This window comes from Bacteroides sp. 519, assembly GCF_010500955.1.
Lineage (GTDB): Bacteria > Bacteroidota > Bacteroidia > Bacteroidales > Bacteroidaceae > Bacteroides.
The window spans coordinates 175,175-198,418 of sequence record NZ_QVMJ01000003.1; the positions used below are offsets into that span (position 1 = coordinate 175,175).

The 23,244-nt window shown below is 40.0% G+C and carries 18 protein-coding genes and 2 pseudogenes; 6 read left to right on the forward strand and 14 right to left on the reverse strand.

Features of this window, described 5'->3' with window-relative positions; genetic code table 11:
* Positions 1–3: 3 nt before the first annotated feature.
* The 3 genes from D0T85_RS03720 (at position 4) to D0T85_RS23170 (ending at position 6,022) form a co-directional block, all read left to right on the forward strand.
* Positions 4–1,872 carry an alpha-L-fucosidase gene (locus D0T85_RS03720; protein ID WP_163210381.1) on the forward strand — a complete coding sequence of 623 codons (1,869 nt, stop codon included), beginning with the start codon at positions 4–6 and terminating at the stop codon, positions 1,870–1,872.
* A gap of 97 nt (positions 1,873–1,969) precedes the next feature.
* Complete coding sequence (locus D0T85_RS03725; RefSeq protein ID WP_163210383.1) at positions 1,970–3,205, forward strand: DUF4861 domain-containing protein; 1,236 nt, start codon at positions 1,970–1,972, stop codon at positions 3,203–3,205.
* A gap of 42 nt (positions 3,206–3,247) precedes the next feature.
* Entirely contained in the window at positions 3,248–6,022 is a 2,775-nt protein-coding gene (locus D0T85_RS23170; RefSeq protein ID WP_163210385.1) for a glycoside hydrolase family 88 protein, read from the forward strand.
* A 107-nt stretch (positions 6,023–6,129) separates the two neighbouring features.
* Here D0T85_RS23170 and D0T85_RS03735 read toward each other — a convergent pair whose 3' ends face one another.
* Entirely contained in the window at positions 6,130–7,344 is a 1,215-nt protein-coding gene (locus D0T85_RS03735) for a hypothetical protein (RefSeq protein WP_163210387.1), read from the reverse strand.
* A 96-nt stretch (positions 7,345–7,440) separates the two neighbouring features.
* Positions 7,441–8,289 carry a S1 RNA-binding domain-containing protein gene (locus tag D0T85_RS03740; protein WP_163210389.1) on the reverse strand — a complete coding sequence of 283 codons (849 nt, stop codon included), beginning with the start codon at positions 8,287–8,289 and terminating at the stop codon, positions 7,441–7,443.
* Between the two features lie 228 nt (positions 8,290–8,517).
* Between D0T85_RS03740 and D0T85_RS03745 the strand changes: the two genes are divergently transcribed.
* Positions 8,518–9,744: an OmpA family protein gene (locus D0T85_RS03745; protein ID WP_163210391.1), complete on the forward strand. Its 1,227-nt coding sequence runs from the start codon at positions 8,518–8,520 to the stop codon at positions 9,742–9,744.
* An 89-nt stretch (positions 9,745–9,833) separates the two neighbouring features.
* Here D0T85_RS03745 and D0T85_RS03750 read toward each other — a convergent pair.
* Positions 9,834–10,700: pseudogene (locus tag D0T85_RS03750) on the reverse strand (HipA domain-containing protein); the annotation flags it as partial.
* 137 nt (positions 10,701–10,837) lie between these two features.
* Between D0T85_RS03750 and D0T85_RS03755 the strand changes: the two are divergent.
* Positions 10,838–11,023: a tyrosine-type recombinase/integrase gene (locus D0T85_RS03755; RefSeq protein ID WP_239060633.1), complete on the forward strand. Its 186-nt coding sequence runs from the start codon at positions 10,838–10,840 to the stop codon at positions 11,021–11,023.
* Between the two features lie 133 nt (positions 11,024–11,156).
* Here D0T85_RS03755 and D0T85_RS03760 read toward each other — a convergent pair whose 3' ends face one another.
* From D0T85_RS03760 to rpmH, 11 genes and pseudogenes are all read right to left on the reverse strand, one after another.
* Positions 11,157–11,891, reverse strand: a complete 735-nt coding sequence (locus tag D0T85_RS03760) for an MAE_28990/MAE_18760 family HEPN-like nuclease (RefSeq protein ID WP_163210394.1) — start codon at positions 11,889–11,891, stop codon at positions 11,157–11,159.
* Positions 11,881–13,005 carry a DUF262 domain-containing protein gene (locus D0T85_RS03765; RefSeq protein ID WP_163210396.1) on the reverse strand — a complete coding sequence of 375 codons (1,125 nt, stop codon included), beginning with the start codon at positions 13,003–13,005 and terminating at the stop codon, positions 11,881–11,883. Before D0T85_RS03765 ends, D0T85_RS03760 begins: the two co-directional genes overlap by 11 nt.
* On the reverse strand, positions 12,990–14,063 hold the full coding sequence (locus D0T85_RS03770; RefSeq protein ID WP_163210398.1) for a DNA cytosine methyltransferase: 1,074 nt from the start codon (positions 14,061–14,063) through the stop codon (positions 12,990–12,992). Before D0T85_RS03770 ends, D0T85_RS03765 begins: the two co-directional genes overlap by 16 nt.
* Before the next feature lie 875 nt (positions 14,064–14,938).
* Positions 14,939–15,164, reverse strand: a pseudogene (locus D0T85_RS03775) (type II toxin-antitoxin system Y4mF family antitoxin).
* 262 nt (positions 15,165–15,426) lie between these two features.
* Positions 15,427–17,007: a beta-N-acetylhexosaminidase gene (locus D0T85_RS03780; RefSeq protein WP_163210400.1), complete on the reverse strand. Its 1,581-nt coding sequence runs from the start codon at positions 17,005–17,007 to the stop codon at positions 15,427–15,429.
* 9 nt (positions 17,008–17,016) lie between these two features.
* Positions 17,017–17,403: a rhodanese-like domain-containing protein gene (locus D0T85_RS03785; RefSeq protein ID WP_163210402.1), complete on the reverse strand. Its 387-nt coding sequence runs from the start codon at positions 17,401–17,403 to the stop codon at positions 17,017–17,019.
* Positions 17,396–18,547, reverse strand: a complete 1,152-nt coding sequence (locus tag D0T85_RS03790; RefSeq protein ID WP_163210404.1) for an acyltransferase — start codon at positions 18,545–18,547, stop codon at positions 17,396–17,398. Before D0T85_RS03790 ends, D0T85_RS03785 begins: the two co-directional genes overlap by 8 nt.
* 100 nt (positions 18,548–18,647) lie before the next feature.
* Positions 18,648–19,631, reverse strand: coding sequence for a D-alanine--D-alanine ligase (locus D0T85_RS03795; RefSeq protein WP_163210406.1), 984 nt, complete (start codon positions 19,629–19,631; stop codon positions 18,648–18,650).
* Positions 19,628–20,686: an RluA family pseudouridine synthase gene (locus tag D0T85_RS03800; RefSeq protein ID WP_163210408.1), complete on the reverse strand. Its 1,059-nt coding sequence runs from the start codon at positions 20,684–20,686 to the stop codon at positions 19,628–19,630. The genes D0T85_RS03795 and D0T85_RS03800 overlap by 4 nt, the downstream gene beginning before the upstream one ends.
* Before the next feature lie 147 nt (positions 20,687–20,833).
* Complete coding sequence (locus D0T85_RS03805; RefSeq protein ID WP_163210410.1) at positions 20,834–21,457, reverse strand: PASTA domain-containing protein; 624 nt, start codon at positions 21,455–21,457, stop codon at positions 20,834–20,836.
* Positions 21,458–22,276: 819 nt separating this feature from the next.
* Positions 22,277–22,435, reverse strand: coding sequence for a 50S ribosomal protein L34 (rpmH, locus tag D0T85_RS03810; RefSeq protein WP_163210412.1), 159 nt, complete (start codon positions 22,433–22,435; stop codon positions 22,277–22,279).
* Positions 22,436–22,617: 182 nt separating this feature from the next.
* Here rpmH and efp point away from each other — a divergent pair, with 182 nt between their 5' ends.
* Positions 22,618–23,184 (forward strand): elongation factor P, encoded by a 567-nt coding sequence (efp, locus tag D0T85_RS03815; protein WP_163210414.1) that lies wholly within the window; start codon positions 22,618–22,620, stop codon positions 23,182–23,184.
* Positions 23,185–23,244 lie beyond the last annotated feature (60 nt).

The window sequence follows — 23,244 nt, forward strand, 5'->3', positions numbered from 1 at the left end:
ATCATGAAAAAAAACATCTCAATCTTTATTCTTTTGCTTGCACTCTTTGTGGAGGCACAAGCACAGAAACAGTATTACGAGAAACATGTTGTATTCCCTGCAAATGCCACTACCGAAGAGAAGTTGGATATGGCTTCCCGTCTGGTGCCCACTCCGCAACAGTTGGAGTGGCAACAAATGGAGCTGACTGCCTTCCTGCATTTTGGAGTGAACACGTTCACGGGGCGTGAATGGGGGGACGGAACAGAAGACCCAAAGATATTTAATCCTACTGAATTGGATTGCGAACAATGGGTGCGTACACTTAAAGATGCCGGATTCAAGATGGCTATCATTACAGCAAAGCATCATGATGGATTTTGTCTTTGGCCAACAAAAACAACCCAACATTCCGTTGCTGCCTCTCCTTGGCAAAACGGCAAAGGCGATGTGGTACGTGAGTTGCGTGATGCTTGCCTGAAACACGATATGAAATTTGGAGTTTACCTTTCTCCATGGGACCGCAATGCACCTTGTTATGGAGATTCACCAACCTACAATCTATTTTTCATTGAACAGCTTACCGAACTACTGACCAATTATGGTGATGTGCACGAAGTCTGGTTCGACGGTGCCAATGGTGAGGGTCCTAATGGGAAAAAGCAGATCTATGATTGGGAGGCAATACTGGCAACCATTCGCAGGTTGCAGCCCAAGGCTGTTACTGCCATTATGGGCGACGATGTGCGCTGGGTAGGCAACGAAAAAGGTATTGGACGCGAAACGGAATGGAGTGCCACAGCTCTTACACCGGGCATTTATCCACGTTCGGGTGAACAAAATAAAGCACTGGGTATTTTTGGAAAAGCAAAAGATTTGGGTGGACACAGCATTGTAGCTCGTGCCGCCGAACTATTCTGGTACCCATCGGAAGTAGATGTTTCAATTCGCCCGGGGTGGTTTTACCATACCGAACAAGACAATCAGGTGAAGTCGTTACAGCATCTGGTAGATATCTATTTTAAATCTGTGGGTTATAACTCTGTACTTTTACTCAACATCCCACCCGACCGTCGTGGGTTGATTCATGAGAATGATGCGCAACGGTTGAAAGAGTTATCTGCTTACCTGAAAAAGAGTTTTGCACAAAATCATGTGCGAAAAGGCAGAGCTGCATGGCAGGCAGCTTCGGGCGCAATGCGTCAATACAATGTACAAAAGGGCGCACTAGTCAATACATTCATGATACAGGAAGACATATCTAAAGGGCAACGTATAGAGAGTTTCCTTGTAGAAGCCTATAAAAATGGAGCATGGCATTATTTATGCGAAGGAACAACAGTAGGTTATAAACGCCTCGTGCGGTTCTCGGATTCCCGGCCGGAGCGCATCAGGGTAACCATTCGATCGGCCCGCGGCATGGCTAATATTTCTGCTGTGGGGCTTTTCTATGCAACGCCCCTTGCTAACAAAAACGAAGAGATACAGTTGAGCGATGTTCCTCTTGACAAATGGTGTGCTACAGAGGATAGTTCTTGTTTGGCTTTCGATGGAAACCGGAATACCGTTTGGCGCTCTCCCTCATTGACTACACTAGTGGTTGATATGAAGCAGAAAGTTGAGGTAAATGGCTTCAGTTATACACCTCCTACTGAAAATGATTTAACAGGAACAATCTATAAATACACTTTCCACGTCAGCCTTGATGGCAAAACCTGGGAGAAATGCGATGCCGATGGCGAGTTCAGCAACATTATGCATAATCCAACTCCTTATTTTGTGCGTTTCGGAAAGACTTATACAGCACGCTACTTCAAACTGGAACCTCTTTCCGAAATCAATGGCGAGGCCTGCACTGCTATTGCCGAAATTGGTATCCTTACCAACAAATAGCATTTCACTGAACAAATAATTCACCTTAATTATCAATATATCCACATCCTGAATTACAAATAGAAGTATTTTTGCATTGTTCCTTAATAGCGAATAAATGAAAACAACCCTTATATACTTCTTTTTTATTCTGGGTGTGGTTATGCCCTTCTCCGTATATGGACAAGACAACTCCATAGTCTACGAAATTGTAATTGCCAACAAATGGAAAGAGCACAGAACCGATGCACCTGTTGCCATTAATATAGGTGAATTTATTACCAGCTTCCCTGTTTTGTCGGCTGTGGTAACAGAGGGCGATACAGAGATACCCTCGCAGTTGGACGATTTAAACAACGATGGACAGCCGGACGAACTGGCTTTTGTGATAGACATCCCGGCTCAATCAACCAAAACACTTCAAGTACGGTTATCGCCTCAAAAAGCAACCCATAATTATAAGCCTCGTGTATATGCCGAAATGCTTTTACGTAACGATAAAGGCAAACATCAGCCTATAACTTCGCTAACCGTACCGGGAAGCAGTGATATTTATAACCTCCTGCATCATCATGGCCCGGCATTTGAATCGGAGTTGGTTGCTTACCGCATCTACTTCGACCGCAAGCAAACAGTAGATATTTATGGCAAGTTCAACAAGCAACTGGAAATCGAGGAATCACAGTTTTACCCTACCGACGAGCAACTGGCACGTGGTTTTGGTGATGATGTTCTTCGCGTTAGCGGCAGCTGCGGACTGGGAACACTGAAAGGTTGGAACGGCAATAAAGCCATACATATTGAACCTGTAAAAACACGCACCGAAAGTATTCTGGCTACCGGACCTGTACGCACAATTGTTGATGTGGATGTAAACAACTGGGAATACCAGGGAAGCAACCTCAATATGAAACAACGCTATATTCTGTATGCTGGTCACCGCGATTGCGAAATACAGGTAAGTTTCCAAAAACCACTGAAAGATGAACTATTCTGCACCGGGGTACAAAACATCAAGGGGTCCGAATCTTATTTCGATAACAAAGGATTGGTGGCCTGCTGGGGAACCGACTGGCCTGTTAATGATACCATAAAGTATGCCAAAGAAACCGTAGGATTAGCCATCTCGCTACCCGAAAGGATGGTTAAACACCCACATACCGATAAAACCAATTTTCTTTATGTTATTGGGGCCAACAACGAAACAACATTCAGCTATCATATCAGCTTTACTTCCATGAAAGAAACATTCGGCTACAAAACCAAAGAAGAATGGTTTGCCCATGTACGCCGTTGGAAAGAAGAAATAAATAATCAGTTACAAGTTGCGAGTTGCAAGTTACTAGTAAAGTAACCTGCAACTCATAACTCATAACTTATAACTCATAACTTATACATGAACCGTATTATTAGTTTAGGTGCAGGCCTCCTCCTGCTTATGTGTAGTATAGTGGGAAATGCCCAACAATCGAATTATGTTTCCCAGGTATGGGTAGCCGATCAGGGAGATGGTACCTATCGCAACCCCATTTTATATGCCGATTATTCCGATCCGGATGCTATCCGGGTGGGTGATGACTTCTACATGACGTCGTCCAGTTTTAACTGTATACCAGGATTACAGATACTTCATTCTAAAGATCTTGTAAACTGGACAATTATTAGTGCAGCCATTCCCAGCGCACTCGAGCCCTATAATATGCCCGAAGTGCCCGAACATGGCAATCGTATCTGGGCACCTTGCATGCGTTATCACAACGGAGAGTTTTATATTTTCTGGGGCGACCCCGACCAAGGTGCATACATGACCAAAGCGAAAGATGTTCGCGGGCCATGGAGTAAACCGGTACTGGTTAAACCGGGAAAAGGTATTATTGATACCTCTCCTCTTTGGGACGATAACGGTAGAGTATATCTGGCACATGCTTATGCCGGAAGCCGTGCCGGATTAAAAAGTGTTCTGGCTGTTTGCGAGCTGAATGCCGATGCAACTCAGGCTATTACCGAAAGCCGAATAATATTCGACGGACACAAAGGAAACGAAACCATTGAAGGGCCTAAGTTTCATAAGAAAGATGGATTCTATTATATATTTGCACCTGCCGGTGGAGTAGCTACCGGATGGCAGGTTGTACTGCGCTCTACCAATCCTTATGGTCCATACGAGGTTAAAACCGTTATGGATCAGGGACGTAGCACCACAAATGGCCCACATCAAGGGGCTTGGGTAGATACCCAAACTGGTGAAGACTGGTTTGTTCATTTTCAGGATGTGGGTGCCTACGGCCGTATTACCCATCTGCAACCAATGAAATGGGTAAAAGGATGGCCTGTTATCGGTTCGGATAAAGATGGCGACGGCTGTGGCGAACCTGTATTGCAATATAAAAAACCGAATGTAGGCAAAACATATCCTATTTGCACACCGCAAGAAAGCGACGAGTTTGTAAGCAACGAACTTGGGCTACAGTGGCAATGGCATGCCAACGCTAACAGTAAATGGTATTATACCGATGCTACAAACGGAGTGCTTCGCTTATTCTCGTACCCGGTAAAAGAAGACTTCCGCAGCTTGTGGGATGTACCTAATCTGTTGTTACAGAAAACCCCAGCCGATGCTTTTACTGCTACCATGAAGCTGCGTTTTTCGCCTTCATCGAAATACAAAGGCGAACGCACCGGATTGGTTGTTATGGGTCTTGATTATGCCGGGCTTATTCTTGAAAACACCGATGCAGGCATCACCTTGTCGCAAGTTGAATGTTTAAAGGCCGATAAAGGAAGTACTGAAACTGTAAATAACAAGGTTACTGTATCCGATAAATGGATATACCTTCGTGCATCTTTCAATCCGGCAGCCGAATGTACTTTTACTTATAGTACGGATGGAGTTAATTATCAGCCGTTAGGCAAAACCTTCCAGGCACGCGAAGGTAAATGGATTGGAGCAAAAATCGGTTCGTTCTGTACCCGTCCGGCCATTACCATTAACGATGGGGGTTGGGCAGATATCGACTGGTTTCGTATTACGCCTAACAAAACCAACGAGTATCCTGCACTGAAGTATGCTATTGACATTGTAAACTCGGAAATGGTTCGTTGCCCGGAATCGTGGCAGCTCGATTTTCAACCCACACTTAAATGGGATTATTGCCACGGTTTAGAGTTGCAGGCATTTTTAGACCTTTACGAACGTACCGGAAACGAAAAGTATTTTGAATATGCCAAGGCTTATGCCGATACAATGATACACGCAGATGGTTCAATAACCGCCTACAAACTTAGTGACTATAACATTGACCGTGTAAACTCGGGCAAGATGCTATATAAACTGTACGATTATACCAAAGATGAGAAGATTAAAAAGGCAATAGACCTGCTACGCAGCCAGTTAGATACTCATCCGCGGAACGATGATGGTGGTTTCTGGCACAAGAAGATATACCCGCATCAGGTATGGTTGGATGGCGTTTATATGGGCACTCCCTTCATGGCAGAATATGCTGCACGCTATAATAAACCACAGGATTTTGCCGATGTTATAAATCAAATAACAATGGCTGCACGCCATACGTACGATTCGTCGAACGGTTTATACCGCCATGCATGCGATGTTAGCCGCCAAATGTTCTGGGCCGATCCTACAACCGGACAGTCTAAACACAGTTGGGGACGCGCTATGGGATGGTATGCCATGGCTATTGTCGATGCACTCGACTTTATTCCGGAGAACGAAAAAGGACGTACCGAAGTACTGGCCATCTTAGATAATATAGCCGTACAGCTTAAAAAGATTCAAGACAAGAAAACAGGACTTTGGTATCAGGTATTAGACCGTAGCGGTGCCAAAGGCAATTATCTGGAGTCATCTTGTTCGGCTATGTTTATTTACTCGCTGTTCAAAGCAGTAAGAATGGGATATCTTGATGCTTCGTACCGCGATGTGGCCGAAAAAGCATTCAATGGTTTTATTAAAGAATTTGTAGAATACGATAAAGATGGTTTAATGAATATTACCCGCGCCTGTGCAGTTGCAGGATTGGGTGGTAAAGGCGATCGATCGGGCACATTCGAATACTATATTAACGAACAGATTCGTGCAAACGATCCGAAAGTTGTTGGCCCCTTTATTATGGCAGTATTAGAAAGAGAAAAGGTAGGGTTAAAATAAGGGTTTGTATCATTTCTAAAAAAGAGTCGCACAAAAACATTGTGCGACTCTTAACATTAAAAAGGTCATAGTTAAGTAAGTATAAAAGCTTTAAGAGAGTTAATATATTATCTTCTACCACCCGAGCGAGAAGAAGAACTGCTCGAAGATGATCTGGAAGAACTGGATGAACTACTTGAACTTGGTGAGCTGCTACGACTGCTTGATGAAGACGAAGAACTTACCGAACTGTTTGAACGACTACTGCTGCTACTTGAACGGCTACTACTTGAAGAAGAAGATGGCGAAGTACTTTCTGAACGTCTGGTACTGCTGCTACTTGAAGAAGAAGTAGATGTTCTGTTACTGCTTGAAGAGCTGGAAGGCCTGCTTGTTGAACTGCTACTGCTGCTACTTGGTGCAGTAGTTGTAGTTGAAGGCCTGCGGCTACTTGAATTACCCGAAGAACTATTGTTGGTCGAAGTAGACGGTCTGCTTACCGAGCTACTACTTGACGAAGTTGTAGTTGATGGGCGACGGCTTGAACTACTTGAGTTACTTGTTGAAGTAGACGGTCTGCTTGAACTACTACCTGATGAAGTTGTAGTTGAAGGCCGACGGCTGGTACTACTTGAACTACTTGCTGCATTCGATGGGCGGCTTGTTGAACTGCCTGACGAAACAGATGGCCTACGGGTACCACTTGAATAAACATCATCGTTTCTTCTAGGTGCAGTACTGGTGTTGGGGCGTACTCTTACCGAACTAAAATCTGATTTACGTGTGTTATGATACACATTATTGTTTCTGATATAAACCGGTTGGTGATAAACAGCATGGTGGTGGCGTCCCTGATAATAGCTAACATGGTCATGATGAGCACGGTAATGTCCGCCACAATAACTGGTATAGTGATAAGGTACCGGATAATAGAAATGATTAAAGTTGGTATAAACAATATGGATACGGAAATTCCATTTTCTTCCATTGGTATAAACCGGACGGTAGAAGTACTCGGTATCCAAGAATCTGTAATACTGTGAATTGGTTAATACCCAACGCAAATCATCATTGCGAATATCTAACAGTTCATAATACCTGTCCATTGCCCACTCTTCACCTCTCATTACATCGTCCATTAAATAACGGATTGAGTAAATAAAGTCATAATTGATTTCGTAAGCATCATTATATTGGTTATTATTTAAATTCAATTCATAAGCCATTTTATCTGTAAGGAAGCGTGTTTCTTTACGTACTTTGTTAGTGCTCATGGCGGCCATACTCATACTGCTCATGGCAGCTATTCCGATGGCAAATAAGGTTATCATCAATCGTTTCATAATTTCAACTTCTTTATAAATTAATACTCTCACTGTTTCTTATAATGCAAAGATATTGTCAGGAATTCCTTTGCCCTAGTGATTATCTCTAATCGTTCATAGGGATTTCCCTACAACTATTTCCAAACCATTCTCTTTTATTGCAATAAGTCTTTTCTTATATAAATCACCTACAGCCTTTTTAAACACTTTCTTACTAACCCCAAAAGTATCGTATATTAATGCAGCATCGCTTTTATCAGTAAATGGAATAAAGCCTTTATTATCTGCAATGTATTGCAATAGCTCGTCCGAGAAATCTTTTACCTTACCTATTCCTCCTTTTTGCTGAATCAAATCAATCTTACCATCTTCGCGCACTTGCTTTATATATGCTTTCAGTGTCATACCGGTATAGAGGTTGGTAAATATCTCACTATCATACAATAAACCACTAAATTCATTGTCGACTATTGCTTTAAATCCTAAATCGGTTTTCTGCCAAATCAGTATATTTACTTCATCGCCGGGATTATACTCGGGTATTTCTTTAGATAGATACCTGTCGACCTTTGCCGAGGCTACAATACGGTAACTTTCTTCGTCCAGATGCGCATGAATAATATATTTCTTTCCTACCTGCATTTTCATTTTCTGTTCCGAGAAAGGAACAAACAGGTCTTTCATTAATCCCCAATGGAGGAAAGCACCATACTGGTTTATCCATGCTACTTCGAGAAAAGCAAACTCGCCCACCTTAACCAAAGGAGTAAGGGTGGTAGCAATTAGTCGTTCTTCGTTATCGAGATAAAGAAAAACGTTTAACCAGTCGCCAATTTGTGTATTGGCAGGCACATAACGGGTGGGTAACAATATTTCGCCGGCATCATACCCATCCAGATAGATTCCAAAATCAACTTCTTTAACTACCTCTAATTGATTGAACTCACCTAACTTTATTTGCATATATTCTTTAATTTTATACAAACCTACAATAAAAATAAGAATAACGAAAACCAAACATTCATTTTATTGTTTAAGTTATGAAAGTAGATTTAATGTGCCAATGTGAAAATATGCCAATGTGCCAATTACCATGCGGATACTGCAAATCAATTTTCACATTGGCATATTGGCACATTGGCACATTAAATCTTACTGAAGTATAAACCTAAACTTTTAAAAACAATAGTTATGTCACAATTTTATGAATCACTGAAACGCTTCGTAACTCCTGCCATGATAAGCAAAGCAGCAGGAGTTGTTGATGAAAAAGAAGCAAACATTTCAACCGCAGTATCCTCTATTTTTGCCAGCCTTTTAGGTGTTATGGGCAAAAAAGGTAATTCTCACCTCAAAAATATTCTCGATGAGGGAGGAAACTTGAATATACTGAAAAGTGTTGAACTTTTGTGTGAAGAGAACCCTAGTGAAAACCAAAGAAAACTTGGTGATGATTTCCTTCAAAACATTTTAGGCGATAAAGCTGCCGATTTCAGTAACTCGATTGCCAAATATGCAGGTATATCGAAAGTTGCTGTTAACAGATTGGTTTCAATGCTTGCACCTATAGTTGTTGGATACTTCGGTAAAAAAGTAGCGGTCGATGGATGGAGTATGCAAAAGATTCAACATGAAATCCAAAACCAGAAAAACAGTTTCATCGGATTGATTCCTGACGACCTGGCTCGCGGTTTTGGCATAAGCAAAGTCGCCACCAATGGTAGTGAGCCTCAAAAACCTGCTAAAAAGAATGGTTGGATTACATGGGCAATTATCGTTTTGCTACTGCTTTTGGCTTTATTCTTGTGGCGTTCGTGCCGAAGTGGTAATTCAACCATCAACACCCAAAGTATGGTTATCGACACTATACGTCAGGCTCCTAGCAATGTGAGCACCGCCTCTTATACCGACGATACACAGTCGACAAACGTTGGTACAGCCACTCGTGCCGTTACTGCTGTTACCTTACCCAACGGAACTGTGCTCAATATTTACCGTGATGGTACAGAAGAGATGATGCTAAAGTATTTGAACTCTGACGAATACAAGAAAGCTACTGATAAGGATTTGCAAAACAGATGGTTTGAGTTCGATAACATCTCGTTTGAGCTTGGCAGTGGCAGCAAACTAAAAAGCGGTTCAAATCAGTTAGAAAATATAATTTCTATCCTCAAGAACCACAAAGATGCTAAGATTGCAATTGCCGGATTTGCCGATAGAACCGGTGGTGAAGAAATTAACATGGAGCTATCGCAAGAAAGAGCCCAAACCATTGAAAAAATATTCGATAATGCCGGAGTAGGTTCACAAGTGGTTAAAGCCAAAGGGTATGGCGAGGAGTATGCTAAATACAAAGCCAGCGCACCCGAATCGGATCGGGCTAAAGATAGGGATATTGCGTTGCGATTGGTGAAGTAATAAGCCTTAAGTAGATAATTAGTTCAGGAAATTTTAACCCTCCTTAGTCAATTGCGACCAGGGAGGGTTTTTGTTTTAAAGCAGATTCTTCATTGCTGCATCAATATCGCAGATCTACTTTGAATAATTTGCTTATATTCTTCTTTCATTGGTTCAGGCAGGAAAGACGCATCTATAAAATCATACCATTGAGGTAGTACCTTCCTGAATTTCTCATATACATTTTCAATCGTCTTTTCGTCTACTTTAAAGGATTTTAGAAGATAATCGAAGTCTGCCCTTTTCAGTTTTCGTTTCTTACCATTCAAGGTCAAAGCTAGTTCTTCATTATCTTCGGGTATAACTAATTTGGTAGATAACAAATCATAAGCAGGAGCAAAAGTATATTGCCCTGTACCTTTGTAAAGAGAGAAATTTTTCAAGTGCATATCTGCATTTCCTGTCAAATAGCAAAATAGTAGAACTTCAAAATAATTAATCAAGTCCAATACAGGATAAGCTGAATACTCTATAATTTTTTTGGCTATTTGTTCGTGTGAACCTTTATATTTCTGCTCTGTTAGCTTCTCCGTTAACTGGCACATATCTTCCATTGGTATTTTTTCGCCTCTTTTATCTCGGTCTATCCGTTTTGTGATATAAGCCAATGAACCATCTTTGAACCGTATTAAAGAATGAGGAACGGTTTTTATCTTTGCCAACTCAGCCAAATGCATGGTTAAATCCTCATTTTCAGGAAGATTATCATATTCTTCGGTTTGAGGTTTCAGGATGTAACCACCCCATAAACCAACTATTGTAAAACGTTTCTCACCGTTTTTCTCTTTCTCTAAATCAACGGATAACTTCGGCTGTACACCTGTAATCGTTATTTGCGAACGAACAACCTCTAAAGCTAACAATTCTATATCTGCTTTGCTATATGGAAGAACAGGAGGCGTTGCTGTTCCAAATATGTTTATTTTCGGGTATTTACGGGATTATCCTACTGTGATATAAAAAGTTTACGCAAAGAGCAGATATTGACGGATAACAAGGGCAATCAATGGTATGAGGGAACTGGCGAGGGGGTAAAGTGTTCAAAATGCTTTGCATGAATGTGGTTTGTTCCTATACCAAACAAATCGGAAAGCTCTGTAAATTAGATAAGAAGATGAGCCGCCACTCGTTCGGAACGACTATTTGCCTCTCGCAAGGTGTTCTGATTGAAATACTTAGCCAAATGATGGGGCATCGGAATATCAAAACTACACAGATTTATGCGGAGATTACAGGCTAAAATTGAGGAAGATGCAACTGCTTTCCAAAAAGATTAAAGATGATTATTTGCTGGCGGGTAGTTAATCAGGTAGATACCCAGATTTGCAAACAGAGCCGTTCCCACAATGAACGGCTCTGCATATTTCAATGACTTAGCTTGCTGCAATAACAGGAACTTTATATTTTTCGTCTCTTATATATGTTTCAATTGACATTATAAATTTCTCCAAGTGTTCAACAATGTAGAGTTTCCACTCATCTAAACGATTATATGGAAAATCTTGCCCTATTTCTGCAAAAGACTTATCTCCGTGAGCTAACCAATTCCGATTTCGTTTTATTTGCCTGAAAGCCTCTCCATGTGTGTTTTTATCAAACCCATTTTTAAGATTTCCAATATTGACCCCCAAATCAATTGCTGTATCCTCAATTGATTCTGCATCTAATGTTCCTCCGTATTTTAAATAGTTAGAAGCCAATGATAAGGATTCACTAAAAATACGATTAGCAATTTCCATGAAACTTTTTACAACAGTTTCTTTTTTTATTTTCTCGTCATGCTTATAAACATTATTGAGCCAATACTTCTTAATAGCATCAATTACATCAAAATATTTCAATTTAGGGTTATGTCTATCCGAATTAACCGCGTCGAAAATCGATGTAACTGAATTAAAAACAGTTGATTCCACAAGGTTGTATAATAATAAAAATGCGTTTGAACGTAATATATTTATTCTTCTACTATCAAAATTAATTTCTACAGATTGATTGCTTTCTATATTATGAGCGGATAATTTAGGTTTATCCAACTCTAATAATTGCAAAATCTCAAAATATGTATTGACTTCAAGAAGTCTTTTGTCAAACTCTTCCCTAATTGCCATAAGTCAAAGTGTTTACATCTACTCTTGAAAGAAGACAATCTCGAACAAACTCTATTCTACCTATGAGTTTACTTTTATTGTTTGAAGAACCCGAAGTCACCCAGTTCAAGTATTCTTTTGATTCAAGCCACCTTAAATCAGGGTTTGCTAAACTAGGATTCTCTTTTAAAGCAAGACTCGTTCCAACAGCAATAGATTCAAACCGAACTTTAGGAATGGACTTTGAAGTTGCTGTTCTACGGAATCCATTCGGGAAATACAGGGTAATAAATGCCAGCGTATCTTTTATTATTTTTGTCTTTTCAGCTTTTTCTGCATCATTAAATGTATCTCCCTTTTCCTTGATATAATCATTTAAAAATTCTTTAACAGAGTGCTCAAACTCCGTATATTTTTCGGTATAAGCAAAGAAGCGAGTAATTAATTCCTCTTTATCTCCTCTCAATTTTTCATCTTCTTTTGCTGCTGAAAACAACGATAAAAATTCAGGATAATTTATACACTCCAAAATGAAATCATAAAATCTATTATTTAGAAAACTTCCTTTCCTGATTTCAGCAGGAGATAATTTTTTGCCCGTAGAGTTTATTCTATTAAAAATATCTGCTCTTATTCCTTCATCAGCATCTTCGTCCAAGATGTATATTTTAAGGGATAGATTATTAAATTTTCGTTGTCTCGAAATTTCCAATTCAGAAAACTTATAACCATTCAATGAATCTAACACTTCGAGATTATCCAATGTTAGTTGGTCTTTCACAAAAGCAATAATAGTTGATAAGCGTTGTACCCCGTCTAATAATTCTAAATTCCCCTCATCATCCAATAGAAATGCAAATAATGGCGGCATGGGAATCCTCATAAAAATAGATTCAATAAATTTGGCTTTCATTTGGTCGTCCCAAACAAATTCTCGTTGAAATTCGGGAACAATTATTACGGAAAATTGCTCTGCTCCTTGTGGAATAAGCTCCTTATAGGTCTTGTTCGCTGACTTAGGAATAAACTTTTTAACAAGAACTTCGATAGGCCATTCTACCAATCTATAATTGTAGTCTTTCTCTGTATCTTTGATTTGTTCTTCAACTAAATCAAGTGCTATTTTTTCTGCCATGATTTATATTTCTTTAAATGCTCTTTGATACTCTGTGCAACAATTTGTCCCAACATTGGAGGAACTGCATTGCCAATCTGTTTGCAAATAATGGATGTATTATAAGTTTCCATTGATTCAAAAAACTGATAATTTTCAGGAAATGTTTGCAATAATGCTGCTTCTCGTAAAGTAATTGCTCTATCTTGCTGTGGATGTCCAAAACGTCCATTTCCCAATCCTGTACAATGAGTTGTCATTGTAGGCGAAGGCTTATCCCACCTCATTCTGCCATAAACGCTACCATATGTTTTACCCGAATCTTTTTTAAAACATTCGGGTAATAGTTCTTTTGGCCAATCTTTCCAACCACCACCCTCTTTAGTATATCTAAGGCGTTTAAGATTTAACGCATTTAATAACCTTGCCCTATGTAACGGGTCTGCCTTATCATATTCCCCTGCTTTTACAGGGTTCAAATGACCAATAGCATCTCTTACTGTAACATAGTTTTCGGGGGTATGAGTTGGGGTTAATAAGGATATTTTTCCAAGTTTTGATGCTAAAAGGACTAATCGTTTTCTTGTTTGTGGAATGCCGTAGTCAGGACAATATACAATCTTATAATCAATATGGTAATCCAAAGATTTCAAGACATTTATAAAATCATTGAATATAGATGACTTATTAAAATTTAGAAGTTGAGGAACGTTTTCCATTGACACTATATCAGGAGAACATTCTTTTATTAATCTGGAAAATTCATAAAGTAAATTTACCTTATGCTCATCTTTTTGCTTTATTTTGAAGCTATATGAAGAAAAAGGCTGGCAAGGAGCACAGCCTATCAATATTTTGATATTTTCACCAAACAAAGAATTCAATTCACTACCTTTTAGCAGTGTAACATCTTTGTGGTGAAATTTTGCTTTGTTGTTTTTTTCATAAGCATATTTGCAATTCAAAACATTGTCATACCCAGCCACAACATTAAAGCCCTCTATCACAAATCCATGTGATAGCCCACCAATTCCACAGAAGAGGTCTATAACTGCAATGTCGCTTTGCTTTTTCGCCATATATGCATTTTTTTGCAAAGGTACAAATTTGCATCGAAAAATTCTCACTTGTCATCTAAATATTTAAAAGACGAAATAGTTGCTTCTGTGTACCAATCCCCTGCATATTTTTTTCCTTTGTTTATCTGTTAAACACCCCTCTTATGGAAAGAATGAATAAGGCAATACTTTGGGGGAATTTACTCTTTTTGTGAAACAAAAAGGAAGAAATTCTTCCAAACGATCGCCATGATTATGTGTCAATAATATTAGATCTACATCTTGGATAATATCTTTAAATCAACTAAAGGACTTTTTGCTGTTCCTGTTATTGACCATAGAGCACCTTTAGGAGAAAACATTGGGTCAACTAATATCTTATGACCCGCATAATTAATCGTTACTGTTACACTTCTGATTAGCCTAATATTTGCTTCTGCTTTTAAATTTACTTGTGTGTGTGAGCTTGTATGCAAGCCAGCATGGCAAACATAATCATTGCTGTCTTTAAAAAACACTTTTTAATTATTAAATTTTAACAATGCAAAAGTAGATGTGGCAGAAAATTTACAGGCTACCAAATAACTGCAATTAAATACCATTTTGATAACCAAATACAAACTGAGAGGTCGTTTGGAATTTGAAAAAAGCATTAAATGGTTGGATTCCGAGAAATTAAGTTTATCAGTAATATTATGATTAATATTTATCTTTGCATTTAAGCTATTTGAAACAGTGAGAAACTAAGCAGACCGAAGAACTTCGCTCGTTTCTAAATCATTACCTATTCTACTTTTCCGGTTTATTAAATACTTGTTATATAGCGAAATAGCAAACAAACGCATCTTATTGATGAACACCTGCAAATGTACTGTACATGTAAATCTTAGCTTGTTTCATGGTTCTATAAGACTGCTTCTATCCATTGGTACAACACCAAGCTGCATCCCGAATAATTTTAGTACCTGATTTACTTTATCCATTTTCAGGGTTTCTTTTCCCTGCTCTAATTCACGTAAAAAGCGAAGTCCTACGCCTGCTTTTTGTGCAAGCTCTTCTCGTGATAACCCCAAGTGCTTTACGCTTGGTTTTCACATATTCATTCAATGGTAAATTATTCATATTTGATACCTTTTCGGGTACAAATATAAGAGTATTATTTAATAAATACCCGAAAGGGTGCTAAAATTGGCACTAAAACAAAATAATACCCGAAAGGGTGCTGACGCATGCAATTTCTGCAAGTTTATCCCGGTAGGATAACTCTTTTGTCCCGGTAGGATAAGGCCTTTATGCCGGTAGGATAAACGGTTTATGTCGGTAGGATAAAGGCGTTATCCTACCGGCATTAATCGTTTATGAATGTGTAATATAATTCTTGTTTTTATCCATTCTGCAAAACATCCTCCTCAACCTTAGCAGGCTCAGCAGGTTCCAGACGTTCGCGTGGTGCAAAAGGATTAAAGTAATAGATATTCTTTGTATCCAGGTATTGCAGGAACAGAGGGAGTTTTTGCATAAATACAGAGCATTCCTTTCTTTTTTCCAGTGTCCAACCAACTTCGGCTACAGCAGCCAAACGGGGGAATACCATATAATCCAGACGTTTACCATCGCCTACCCGCTCGGTCCACATACACATTTGTATGCCCTTTACCTGTTCTTCGTATCCCTGGGTGAGGTAGTTTACAGGATCGGGAAAACGATATACCTCTTCTATTGTATTGTAGCCGCCCCAATAACGACCTATTTTATGTTCGCCATATTGCACAAAGTCTGAATAGAACGGACGACGGGGACACATTACAACATCAAATCCCTGCTCTAGGGCTTTAAGCAGTTGGTACTTCCTGTCGTGTCGCCACCACAACACAATTGCTTTGGATGGAGAAACTCCGGCATCAACAATCTCGTCCCACCCGGCAATCTTTTTACCTTTGGCAAAAACCATATCCGTAACACGCCTTATAAAGTAATGCTCCAGGCCAACTTCGTTGGTCAGTTTTTTATCTTTGATAAACTGTTGTATTTCGGGATCGGTAAACCAACTTTGGTTTCCATAATGTACCTCATCGCCTCCAATATGAATGTATGGAGCAGGGAAAAGCTGAACCAGTTCGTCTAAAATGTTATTGATAAACTCGTAAGTGGTTTCCTTACACGGATGGAAGGTGAAATGTTCCCATCTCCCCTCTCCGCCCCCGGAAACTTCGGGATAGGCACGACAAACTGCTGTTGCATGACCAGGCATATCAAACTCAGGAATAATCATAATATGGCGGTCGGCAGCATAAGCTACAATTTCTTTTATCTCTTCTTGAGTATAGAATGAAGCCGGAGCATTAGGGTCGTGATAGTTTCCGGTTGCCCCAATGGTTGTAAGTTTGGGATATCTCTTTATCTCGATACGCCATCCCGGTTCGTCGGTGAGATGCCAATGGAACACATTCATGCGAAGCGAGGCCATGATATCCAGATATTGCTTCACTTTTTCTTTTCCAAAGAAGTGACGACTTTCGTCGAGCATAAAGCCACGCCAACTGTAACGGGGATGGTCTTCTATTTTGCATACCGGCAATGTACCTTTATTAAAACGCGCCAGTTGCAGTAATGCTTCTTTTGCATAAAATAGTCCGGCCGGGGTCGATGCTTCCAACGTTACTCCATTAAGTGTAACATGCAGTATATACCCTTCGGGTTTAATTTGCAAACCCGGATCTAAGGTTAGTTTTACGTTTCCTGCAGCAGCAGGATTTGTAAGGTCCAATTTACTTAATTCGGCAGTAAATGTTTCAACAAGTTTTCTTTCGTACTCGCCTTGTGCTTCAAATACTGCTTTCTTCCCAATGGTATAAGTTCCTTTGCCCCCTGATGTTTTAGAAGGAGTTGGAAACAAGTTGATTTGTGCAATGGCCGAGGTTACATAAAGAAAGACAAAAAGGTTAATTAAGATCGTTTTTTTCATAAAAAATAGTTATTTAGAGATTTCGTTTCCTGCACTTTGCCATGACAAGAAGCCTTTATCTAATTCATAGACTTTGTATCCTTTTTCATAGAGAATGCCAGCAGCTTTCTTACTTCGAACCCCACTTCGACAGTATAATGCTACCGGTTTTTCTTTATTCAGTTGTTTGATGGCTTCCTGCTCAAAGCCTTCGGCATTTACATCAATATTTACTGCGCCGTGGATGTGTCCCTCGCTAAATTCATCGGGTGTGCGAACATCAAGAAGCTGTACTTCTTCTTTCTGAATAAATTCGGCAAAGGCCTCAACAGACAATGATGTAAACGATTCCTTTTCCGTTTTGCACGAAAACAAAGATAATAACGAGAATGCCATAAGTAATATTGTTTTATTCATTATCCTGTAAAGTTAAGAAGTTTTTCAATGGGTTAGCATACATCAACAAAAGCTTTTCGCGCAAGAAAGGGATGTCTTTATTGGGTATTGTAATCTTATCCAACTGTCCCTGAATATAGTTTTCGAACTTCTTTTTATCGTCTGGCGTATACTGTGAAGCAAACTGTTGTGTGCCTTCAAGAAGATCGAAAGCTACATAATTACCCGGATAGAAACGATAGTTACGGTGAATGTGAGTATCAATCAGTTTAGCTATTGCTTCGAATAATTGTGATTTGGGTAATGAGCGATCCAGTGCTTCCAACTCTTCGTTTAACAAGCCGGTGGTTTGGAAATGCACCTTGCCTTTATAACCCATTAATCCGGTTTGCATGTTGCGCAAATCATCTTTTGGACTTTTCTTATAACCATCAATATCGCGTTTCAACTGAAACTCTTCTGCTTTCAGATAATCGCAGGGGTCGTACTCGTAAGAAATTGCAAGTGGGGCAATATTCAGTTCTACCAAGCGGTTTATGATGTCGCCTTCTCCGCCCATAGCCAGCATTTTGAGAACACTTTCCTGGGTACGGTCGTTCGAGTCTTTGGCGCGGCCTTCGCGTTGGGCTATCCAGATAGATTGTTTTTTTGTTTGAATGGCATAGTGCATATAGCGCGACATCCTTGCCGACGACTCAAGTATCTGCCGCATGGAGAGGGCACGTTGTACTATAAAGCTTTTATTTACACGTACCAGTTTTTTAATCCATGGATAAATCAACAGGTTATCGCCAATGGCAATCTCAACAGTATCCAGTCCTTCATCAATTAAAAGTACAGAAAGGAAACCGGAGTCCAGGATAATATCTCTATGATTAGATATATAGGTGTATGCCAGCGCTTTATTCTTCAGGGATGAATGATCGATATCAAACCCTGTTGTAGTTGTTTCGGCCAGCTTTTTAATTAATGCATACGAGAAAGCTACCTGAAATTCTTTTTTAGTTTTACAACTACGTATCTTTTGCTCAATTAATGCTGCCGGTGCTTCGGGGAAAGCCATGGATATTACTTTCCTGAAATCAGGATCGGCCAGAAGCTCTTCAAAGATAACGGGTAATTCTTCGTCGTGGTACGGACGAATTTCATCAAATTCGGTATTCATAATAGAGGAGGTAAAGTGAGGTAGAGGAGGTAAAGGAGGTAAAGTAAGATAAGAGTATACTTCTACTTTACCTCCTTTACCTCACTTTACCTCCTTTACCTCACTGATTAATAAATTCTTCTTCAATAATATCTGCCATCACATCCTTAATATCCAATCCGGCAGCCTTTACCTGTTGAGGGATAAAGCTGGTGACAGTCATTCCGGGAGTGGTATTAACTTCGAGTAGGTTTATTTTATTGCCTTCGGTGATGATATAATCAACACGGATAATGCCCGAACAGCCAAGTATATCGTACACGGCAGAGGTTAACAGTTTCACTCTTTCTGTAAGATCATCCGATATCCGGGCGGGGGTTATTTCATCTACCTGACCGTTGTATTTGGCATCGAAATCGAAAAATTCATTTTCGGTAACCACTTCGGTGATGGGGAAAACGACTTCTTTGTTTGCTGTTTTGTAGCAACCACAAGTAATTTCGGTTCCTTCCATATATGCCTCGATCATCACTTCGGGGGCCTCATCAAAAGCTTTTTCAATGGCGGGTTGTATCTGTTCGGCTGTTTTTACTTTGGTTACTCCAAAGCTCGACCCTCCCAGGTTGGGTTTTATAAAGCAGGGAAGTCCCACTTTATTGATCACTTCCTGATCGAGGATTTCGAAGCCTTCACGAAGCATCAGCGACTCTGCAACGCGTATACCAAACCCTTTCAGGTATTGATTACATGTAAATTTATTGAAGGTCAATGCCGAAGGAAGTACTCCACAACTGGAATATGGAATCTGGAGCATCTCAAAGTAGCCTTGCAGTAAACCGTTTTCGCCGGGAGTTCCGTGAATGGTGATATAAGCAAAATCAAAGACTTTCTTTTCACCGTTTTCCATGAAGCTAAAATCATTCCGGTCTATAGGTGTCATAGATCCGTCGGGTAGTTTAACTTCCCAACGAAGTCCTTCCATTTCTACGATATAGGTGTTGTATACATCTCTGTCGATAAAAGAATATATACCTTCGGCACTGCGGAGAGAAACGACTATTTCCGACGAGTCTCCTCCTGCTATTATTGCAATTCTGCGTTTCATTCTAAATCCCTGTTACTTATATAGCCTCTCCATTTGTTGAGCAGCAAGGTCATATCTTCGGGAAGTGGAGATGTAAAGTTCATCTCTTCGCCTGTTACAGGGTGTACAAATCCCAAAGTCATGGCATGTAGTGCCTGCCGCGGACAAGTATCAAAGCAGTTGTTTACAAATTGTTTATACTTACTAAAATGAGTTCCTTTCAAGATTTCATGCCCTCCGTAACGTTCGTCGTTAAAAAGTACATGACCAATGTGTTTCATGTGTACCCTGATTTGATGGGTACGCCCTGTTTCGAGTATACACTCTACCAATGTAACATAACCTATACGCTCCAACACATTGTAGTGGGTAACAGCGTGTTTGCCAATCTCGGGATCGGAGAAAACAGCCATTTGCATACGGTCGCGGGGATTGCGGGCAATGTTTCCGGTTATGGTGCCTTTGTCTTCATCCATAATGCCCCATACCAATGCCTGATACCTGCGTTTAGTTGTTTTATTAAAGAATTGAAGACCAAGGCTGGTTTTTGCATCGGGTGTTTTGGCTATTACCAGTAAGCCGGATGTATTTTTATCAATACGGTGCACCAAACCCACTTGCGGGTCGTTAGCATCGTAATCGGGGTTATCTCTCAGGTGCCATGCAATGGCATTAACAAGCGTACCTGTATAGTTTCCGTGTCCGGGATGTACCACCAATCCGGCTGGTTTATTGACTACCATCAAAGCTTCATCCTCGTACACTATATCCAGCGGAATATCTTCGGCTATGATTTCGTTATCATAACGCGGACGATCCATCACAACCGTTATCACATCTAAAGGTTTTACCTTATAGCTGCTTTTTACCGGCTTGCCGTTTGCCATCACAAATCCAGCATCGGCAGCTTTCTGTATACGGTTGCGCGAAGCATTTACAATGCGTTCGAAGAGGTATTTATCTACTCTAACCATTGCCTGACCTTTGTCTACCACCACCCTGAAATGTTCGTACAGGTTGGCTGCATCTCCTACAGGTTCAATGTCGTCAATGTCGTCAAGATCATTCTCTATCATAATAATGTGCCAATGTGGTTAATGTGCCAATGTGGTTAATGTGCCAATGTGCTAATGTGGTTAATATGCTAATATGAATAATGAACTAATGCGCAGCCAATTGGCACATTGGCATATTGTCGAATTGGCATATTGTCGAATTGGCAATTAGAAAAATGAGTCGTCCGAGATTAATGTATCATCGGTTATTGGTTCTGTATCGCCCAATTCCATCTCGTCGCTGGTTCCATCTCCAACCACCAGTGTAAGATTAGCTCCCACAGGGGCCTTGTCGCCGGGTTTCAACATATTTCCGTTGTGTTTAATGCCATATACCCAATCTTTTGCCCCACTAATATGTTCGGGTGTATTCAATTTGAATCCAGCTGCAAGTATACGGGCTTGTGCCTGCCTTAACGAACTGTTATCGGCAACATCGGGTACCAATTGCAAAGGAACGGTTAATGTATTGATTGTTAAATAAATCACTCTTCCTTTCTTTACCCTCCGTCCGCTTTGTGGGCTGTGTTCCAGAATAATTCCGGCAGGTTTGTCTTTTACATAAGTAGAGTCGGAGATTACAGCCTCTAGTCCTTCGTTTTTGAAGAGGGTCTGCGCCTGAGCTATAGTCATACCTTTTGCATTGGGCACAGCAATGGCTTCGCCATGGCGTGTATATGCATCCAGTGATTTCAACACAATGAATATCAGCACAACAGCAACCACAATCATAGCCAGCAGGTTGAGCCAGAACATCTTATTTTTCCAGGAGAAGAATTCTTTTATTTTCATTATTCTATTATAAAATTAGAACACAAAGATAATATCTGCTGCTTGAATTACCGTATATAATTGAATAAATTTGCCTGTAAGCCCGTTCGATTTAGCCCAGGGTTTTAACCCTGGGTAAGCTATCAATCGCCAGCAATGAAGTGCTGTAAGCACGAACGAATAGCCTAGGATCGTGCTTACAGCACTCTGATTGGTGCTTTTCGTACATACCCAGGGTTAAAACCCTGGGCTAAATCGAACGCACTTTCAGTGCTTAACTTACAATTCGTTACTCTAAGAACACGTTCTATTTTGACACAGCTTCCTGAATTAAACCGGGCTTACAGCCCGTAGAACGCAGATTGCAAACAATGCAAAAACAGTTCGAACATAACTGGGTTTTCTTTTGTAACCATACTCCCTTTTCACTAAATGTCTATTTTTATCCATTCGCAAATCATTACTATTTCATTATGCTGCAAATCGTAATTTCAAAATGCTGCATTTCGCATTGATGAAATGCTGCATTTCGTTCAATCAAAATGCTGCATTTCGAAAGTGTGAAATGCTGCATTTTGAAAATACGCACTAAAATAGCCCCTACAGCACGTACAGCGGGTGGCAAGCAAGGTGTTTTTCTGTTTTTTGTTGCTTTTTGCAGGTGCGAAACAACTAAACAGGCGGATGGGTTTCGGAAAGATTTTTCGTTTTCAATGTGGAGCCTTTCAGGTTATCTGCCCTGAATGTTTATGAGTAGGCTTGGTTTTAATAAAACCAAAAAAGGAGTAAAGCTTATAAAACCTTTACTCCTTTCTATTTTGTTTAAAATAAGCTTGTTGCTTATTTTGTTCCGTTATACTCATCCGAAACGGTTAATTTCTTTCTGCCTTTAGCACGACGTGAAGCCAATACTCTGCGTCCGTTTGCTGTGGCCATTCTTTCACGGAAACCGTGTTTATTCTTTCTCTTTCTGTTAGAGGGTTGGAATGTTCTTTTCATTTTCTATATTGTTTTATGTTATTGTCTCACAAATCGGGTTGCAAAAATAGGTACTTTTTTTAAATAAACCAAGAGATAAGTCTTTTTTAAGTAGATAAGTTTTTGAGTTCCTGAGTTTTTGAGTTATTTTTGCACCGAGAACCCACGAACTTATTAACTTAAAAAACTTATAATTCAAATTTATGGCTACTACAGCAGACATCAGAAATGGTATGTGTATCGACCTTGATGGTCACTATTATTTTATTACTGAATTCTTACATGTAAAACCGGGTAAAGGAGCAGCTTTTGTTCGTACCAAAATGAAAAGTGTAACCACCGGACGTACACTCGAAAAAACATTCAATGCCGGAGTTAAAATTGAAGAAGTTAGAATCGAACGTCGCCAATATCAGTACCTATACATGGACGATATGGGTTACAACTTCATGAATCAGGAAACATTTGAGCAGATCTCTATCCAAAAAGAACTGATTACCGGAGTTGACTTCCTGAAAGAAGGCGATACTGTTGATGTTGTAAGCCATGCCGAGTCGGAAACTGTACTGTATGCCGAAGTTCCTGTAAAAGTACAACTTAAAATTACTTATACCGAACCTGGTTTGAAAGGCGACACTGCTACCAATGCAACAAAACCTGCAACACTCGAAACCGGAGCAATTGTACGCGTACCTTTATTTATTAACGAAGGCGAAACAATTGAAGTAGATACAAGAGACGGCTCTTATCAAGGAAGAGTTAAAATTTAGTTGAGAGTTAATAGTTGAGAGTTGAGAGTTACTATACAGTTCAACTCAACTCTCAACTCT

Excerpts from the sequence above, each read along its gene's own strand:
- D0T85_RS03720 (WP_163210381.1), top strand. The coding sequence starts at position 4 with ATGAAAAAAAACATCTCAATCTTTATTCTTTTGCTTGCACTCTTTGTG.
- D0T85_RS03725 (WP_163210383.1), top strand. The coding sequence starts at position 1,970 with ATGAAAACAACCCTTATATACTTCTTTTTTATTCTGGGTGTGGTTATG.
- D0T85_RS23170 (WP_163210385.1), top strand. The coding sequence starts at position 3,248 with ATGAACCGTATTATTAGTTTAGGTGCAGGCCTCCTCCTGCTTATGTGT.
- D0T85_RS03735 (WP_163210387.1), bottom strand. The coding sequence starts at position 7,344 with ATGAAACGATTGATGATAACCTTATTTGCCATCGGAATAGCTGCCATG.
- D0T85_RS03740 (WP_163210389.1), bottom strand. The coding sequence starts at position 8,289 with ATGCAAATAAAGTTAGGTGAGTTCAATCAATTAGAGGTAGTTAAAGAA.
- D0T85_RS03745 (WP_163210391.1), top strand. The coding sequence starts at position 8,518 with ATGTCACAATTTTATGAATCACTGAAACGCTTCGTAACTCCTGCCATG.
- D0T85_RS03755 (WP_239060633.1), top strand. The coding sequence starts at position 10,838 with ATGAATGTGGTTTGTTCCTATACCAAACAAATCGGAAAGCTCTGTAAA.
- D0T85_RS03760 (WP_163210394.1), bottom strand. The coding sequence starts at position 11,891 with ATGGCAATTAGGGAAGAGTTTGACAAAAGACTTCTTGAAGTCAATACA.
- D0T85_RS03765 (WP_163210396.1), bottom strand. The coding sequence starts at position 13,005 with ATGGCAGAAAAAATAGCACTTGATTTAGTTGAAGAACAAATCAAAGAT.
- D0T85_RS03770 (WP_163210398.1), bottom strand. The coding sequence starts at position 14,063 with ATGGCGAAAAAGCAAAGCGACATTGCAGTTATAGACCTCTTCTGTGGA.
- D0T85_RS03780 (WP_163210400.1), bottom strand. The coding sequence starts at position 17,007 with ATGAAAAAAACGATCTTAATTAACCTTTTTGTCTTTCTTTATGTAACC.
- D0T85_RS03785 (WP_163210402.1), bottom strand. The coding sequence starts at position 17,403 with ATGAATAAAACAATATTACTTATGGCATTCTCGTTATTATCTTTGTTT.
- D0T85_RS03790 (WP_163210404.1), bottom strand. The coding sequence starts at position 18,547 with ATGAATACCGAATTTGATGAAATTCGTCCGTACCACGACGAAGAATTA.
- D0T85_RS03795 (WP_163210406.1), bottom strand. The coding sequence starts at position 19,631 with ATGAAACGCAGAATTGCAATAATAGCAGGAGGAGACTCGTCGGAAATA.
- D0T85_RS03800 (WP_163210408.1), bottom strand. The coding sequence starts at position 20,686 with ATGATAGAGAATGATCTTGACGACATTGACGACATTGAACCTGTAGGA.
- D0T85_RS03805 (WP_163210410.1), bottom strand. The coding sequence starts at position 21,457 with ATGAAAATAAAAGAATTCTTCTCCTGGAAAAATAAGATGTTCTGGCTC.
- rpmH (WP_163210412.1), bottom strand. The coding sequence starts at position 22,435 with ATGAAAAGAACATTCCAACCCTCTAACAGAAAGAGAAAGAATAAACAC.
- efp (WP_163210414.1), top strand. The coding sequence starts at position 22,618 with ATGGCTACTACAGCAGACATCAGAAATGGTATGTGTATCGACCTTGAT.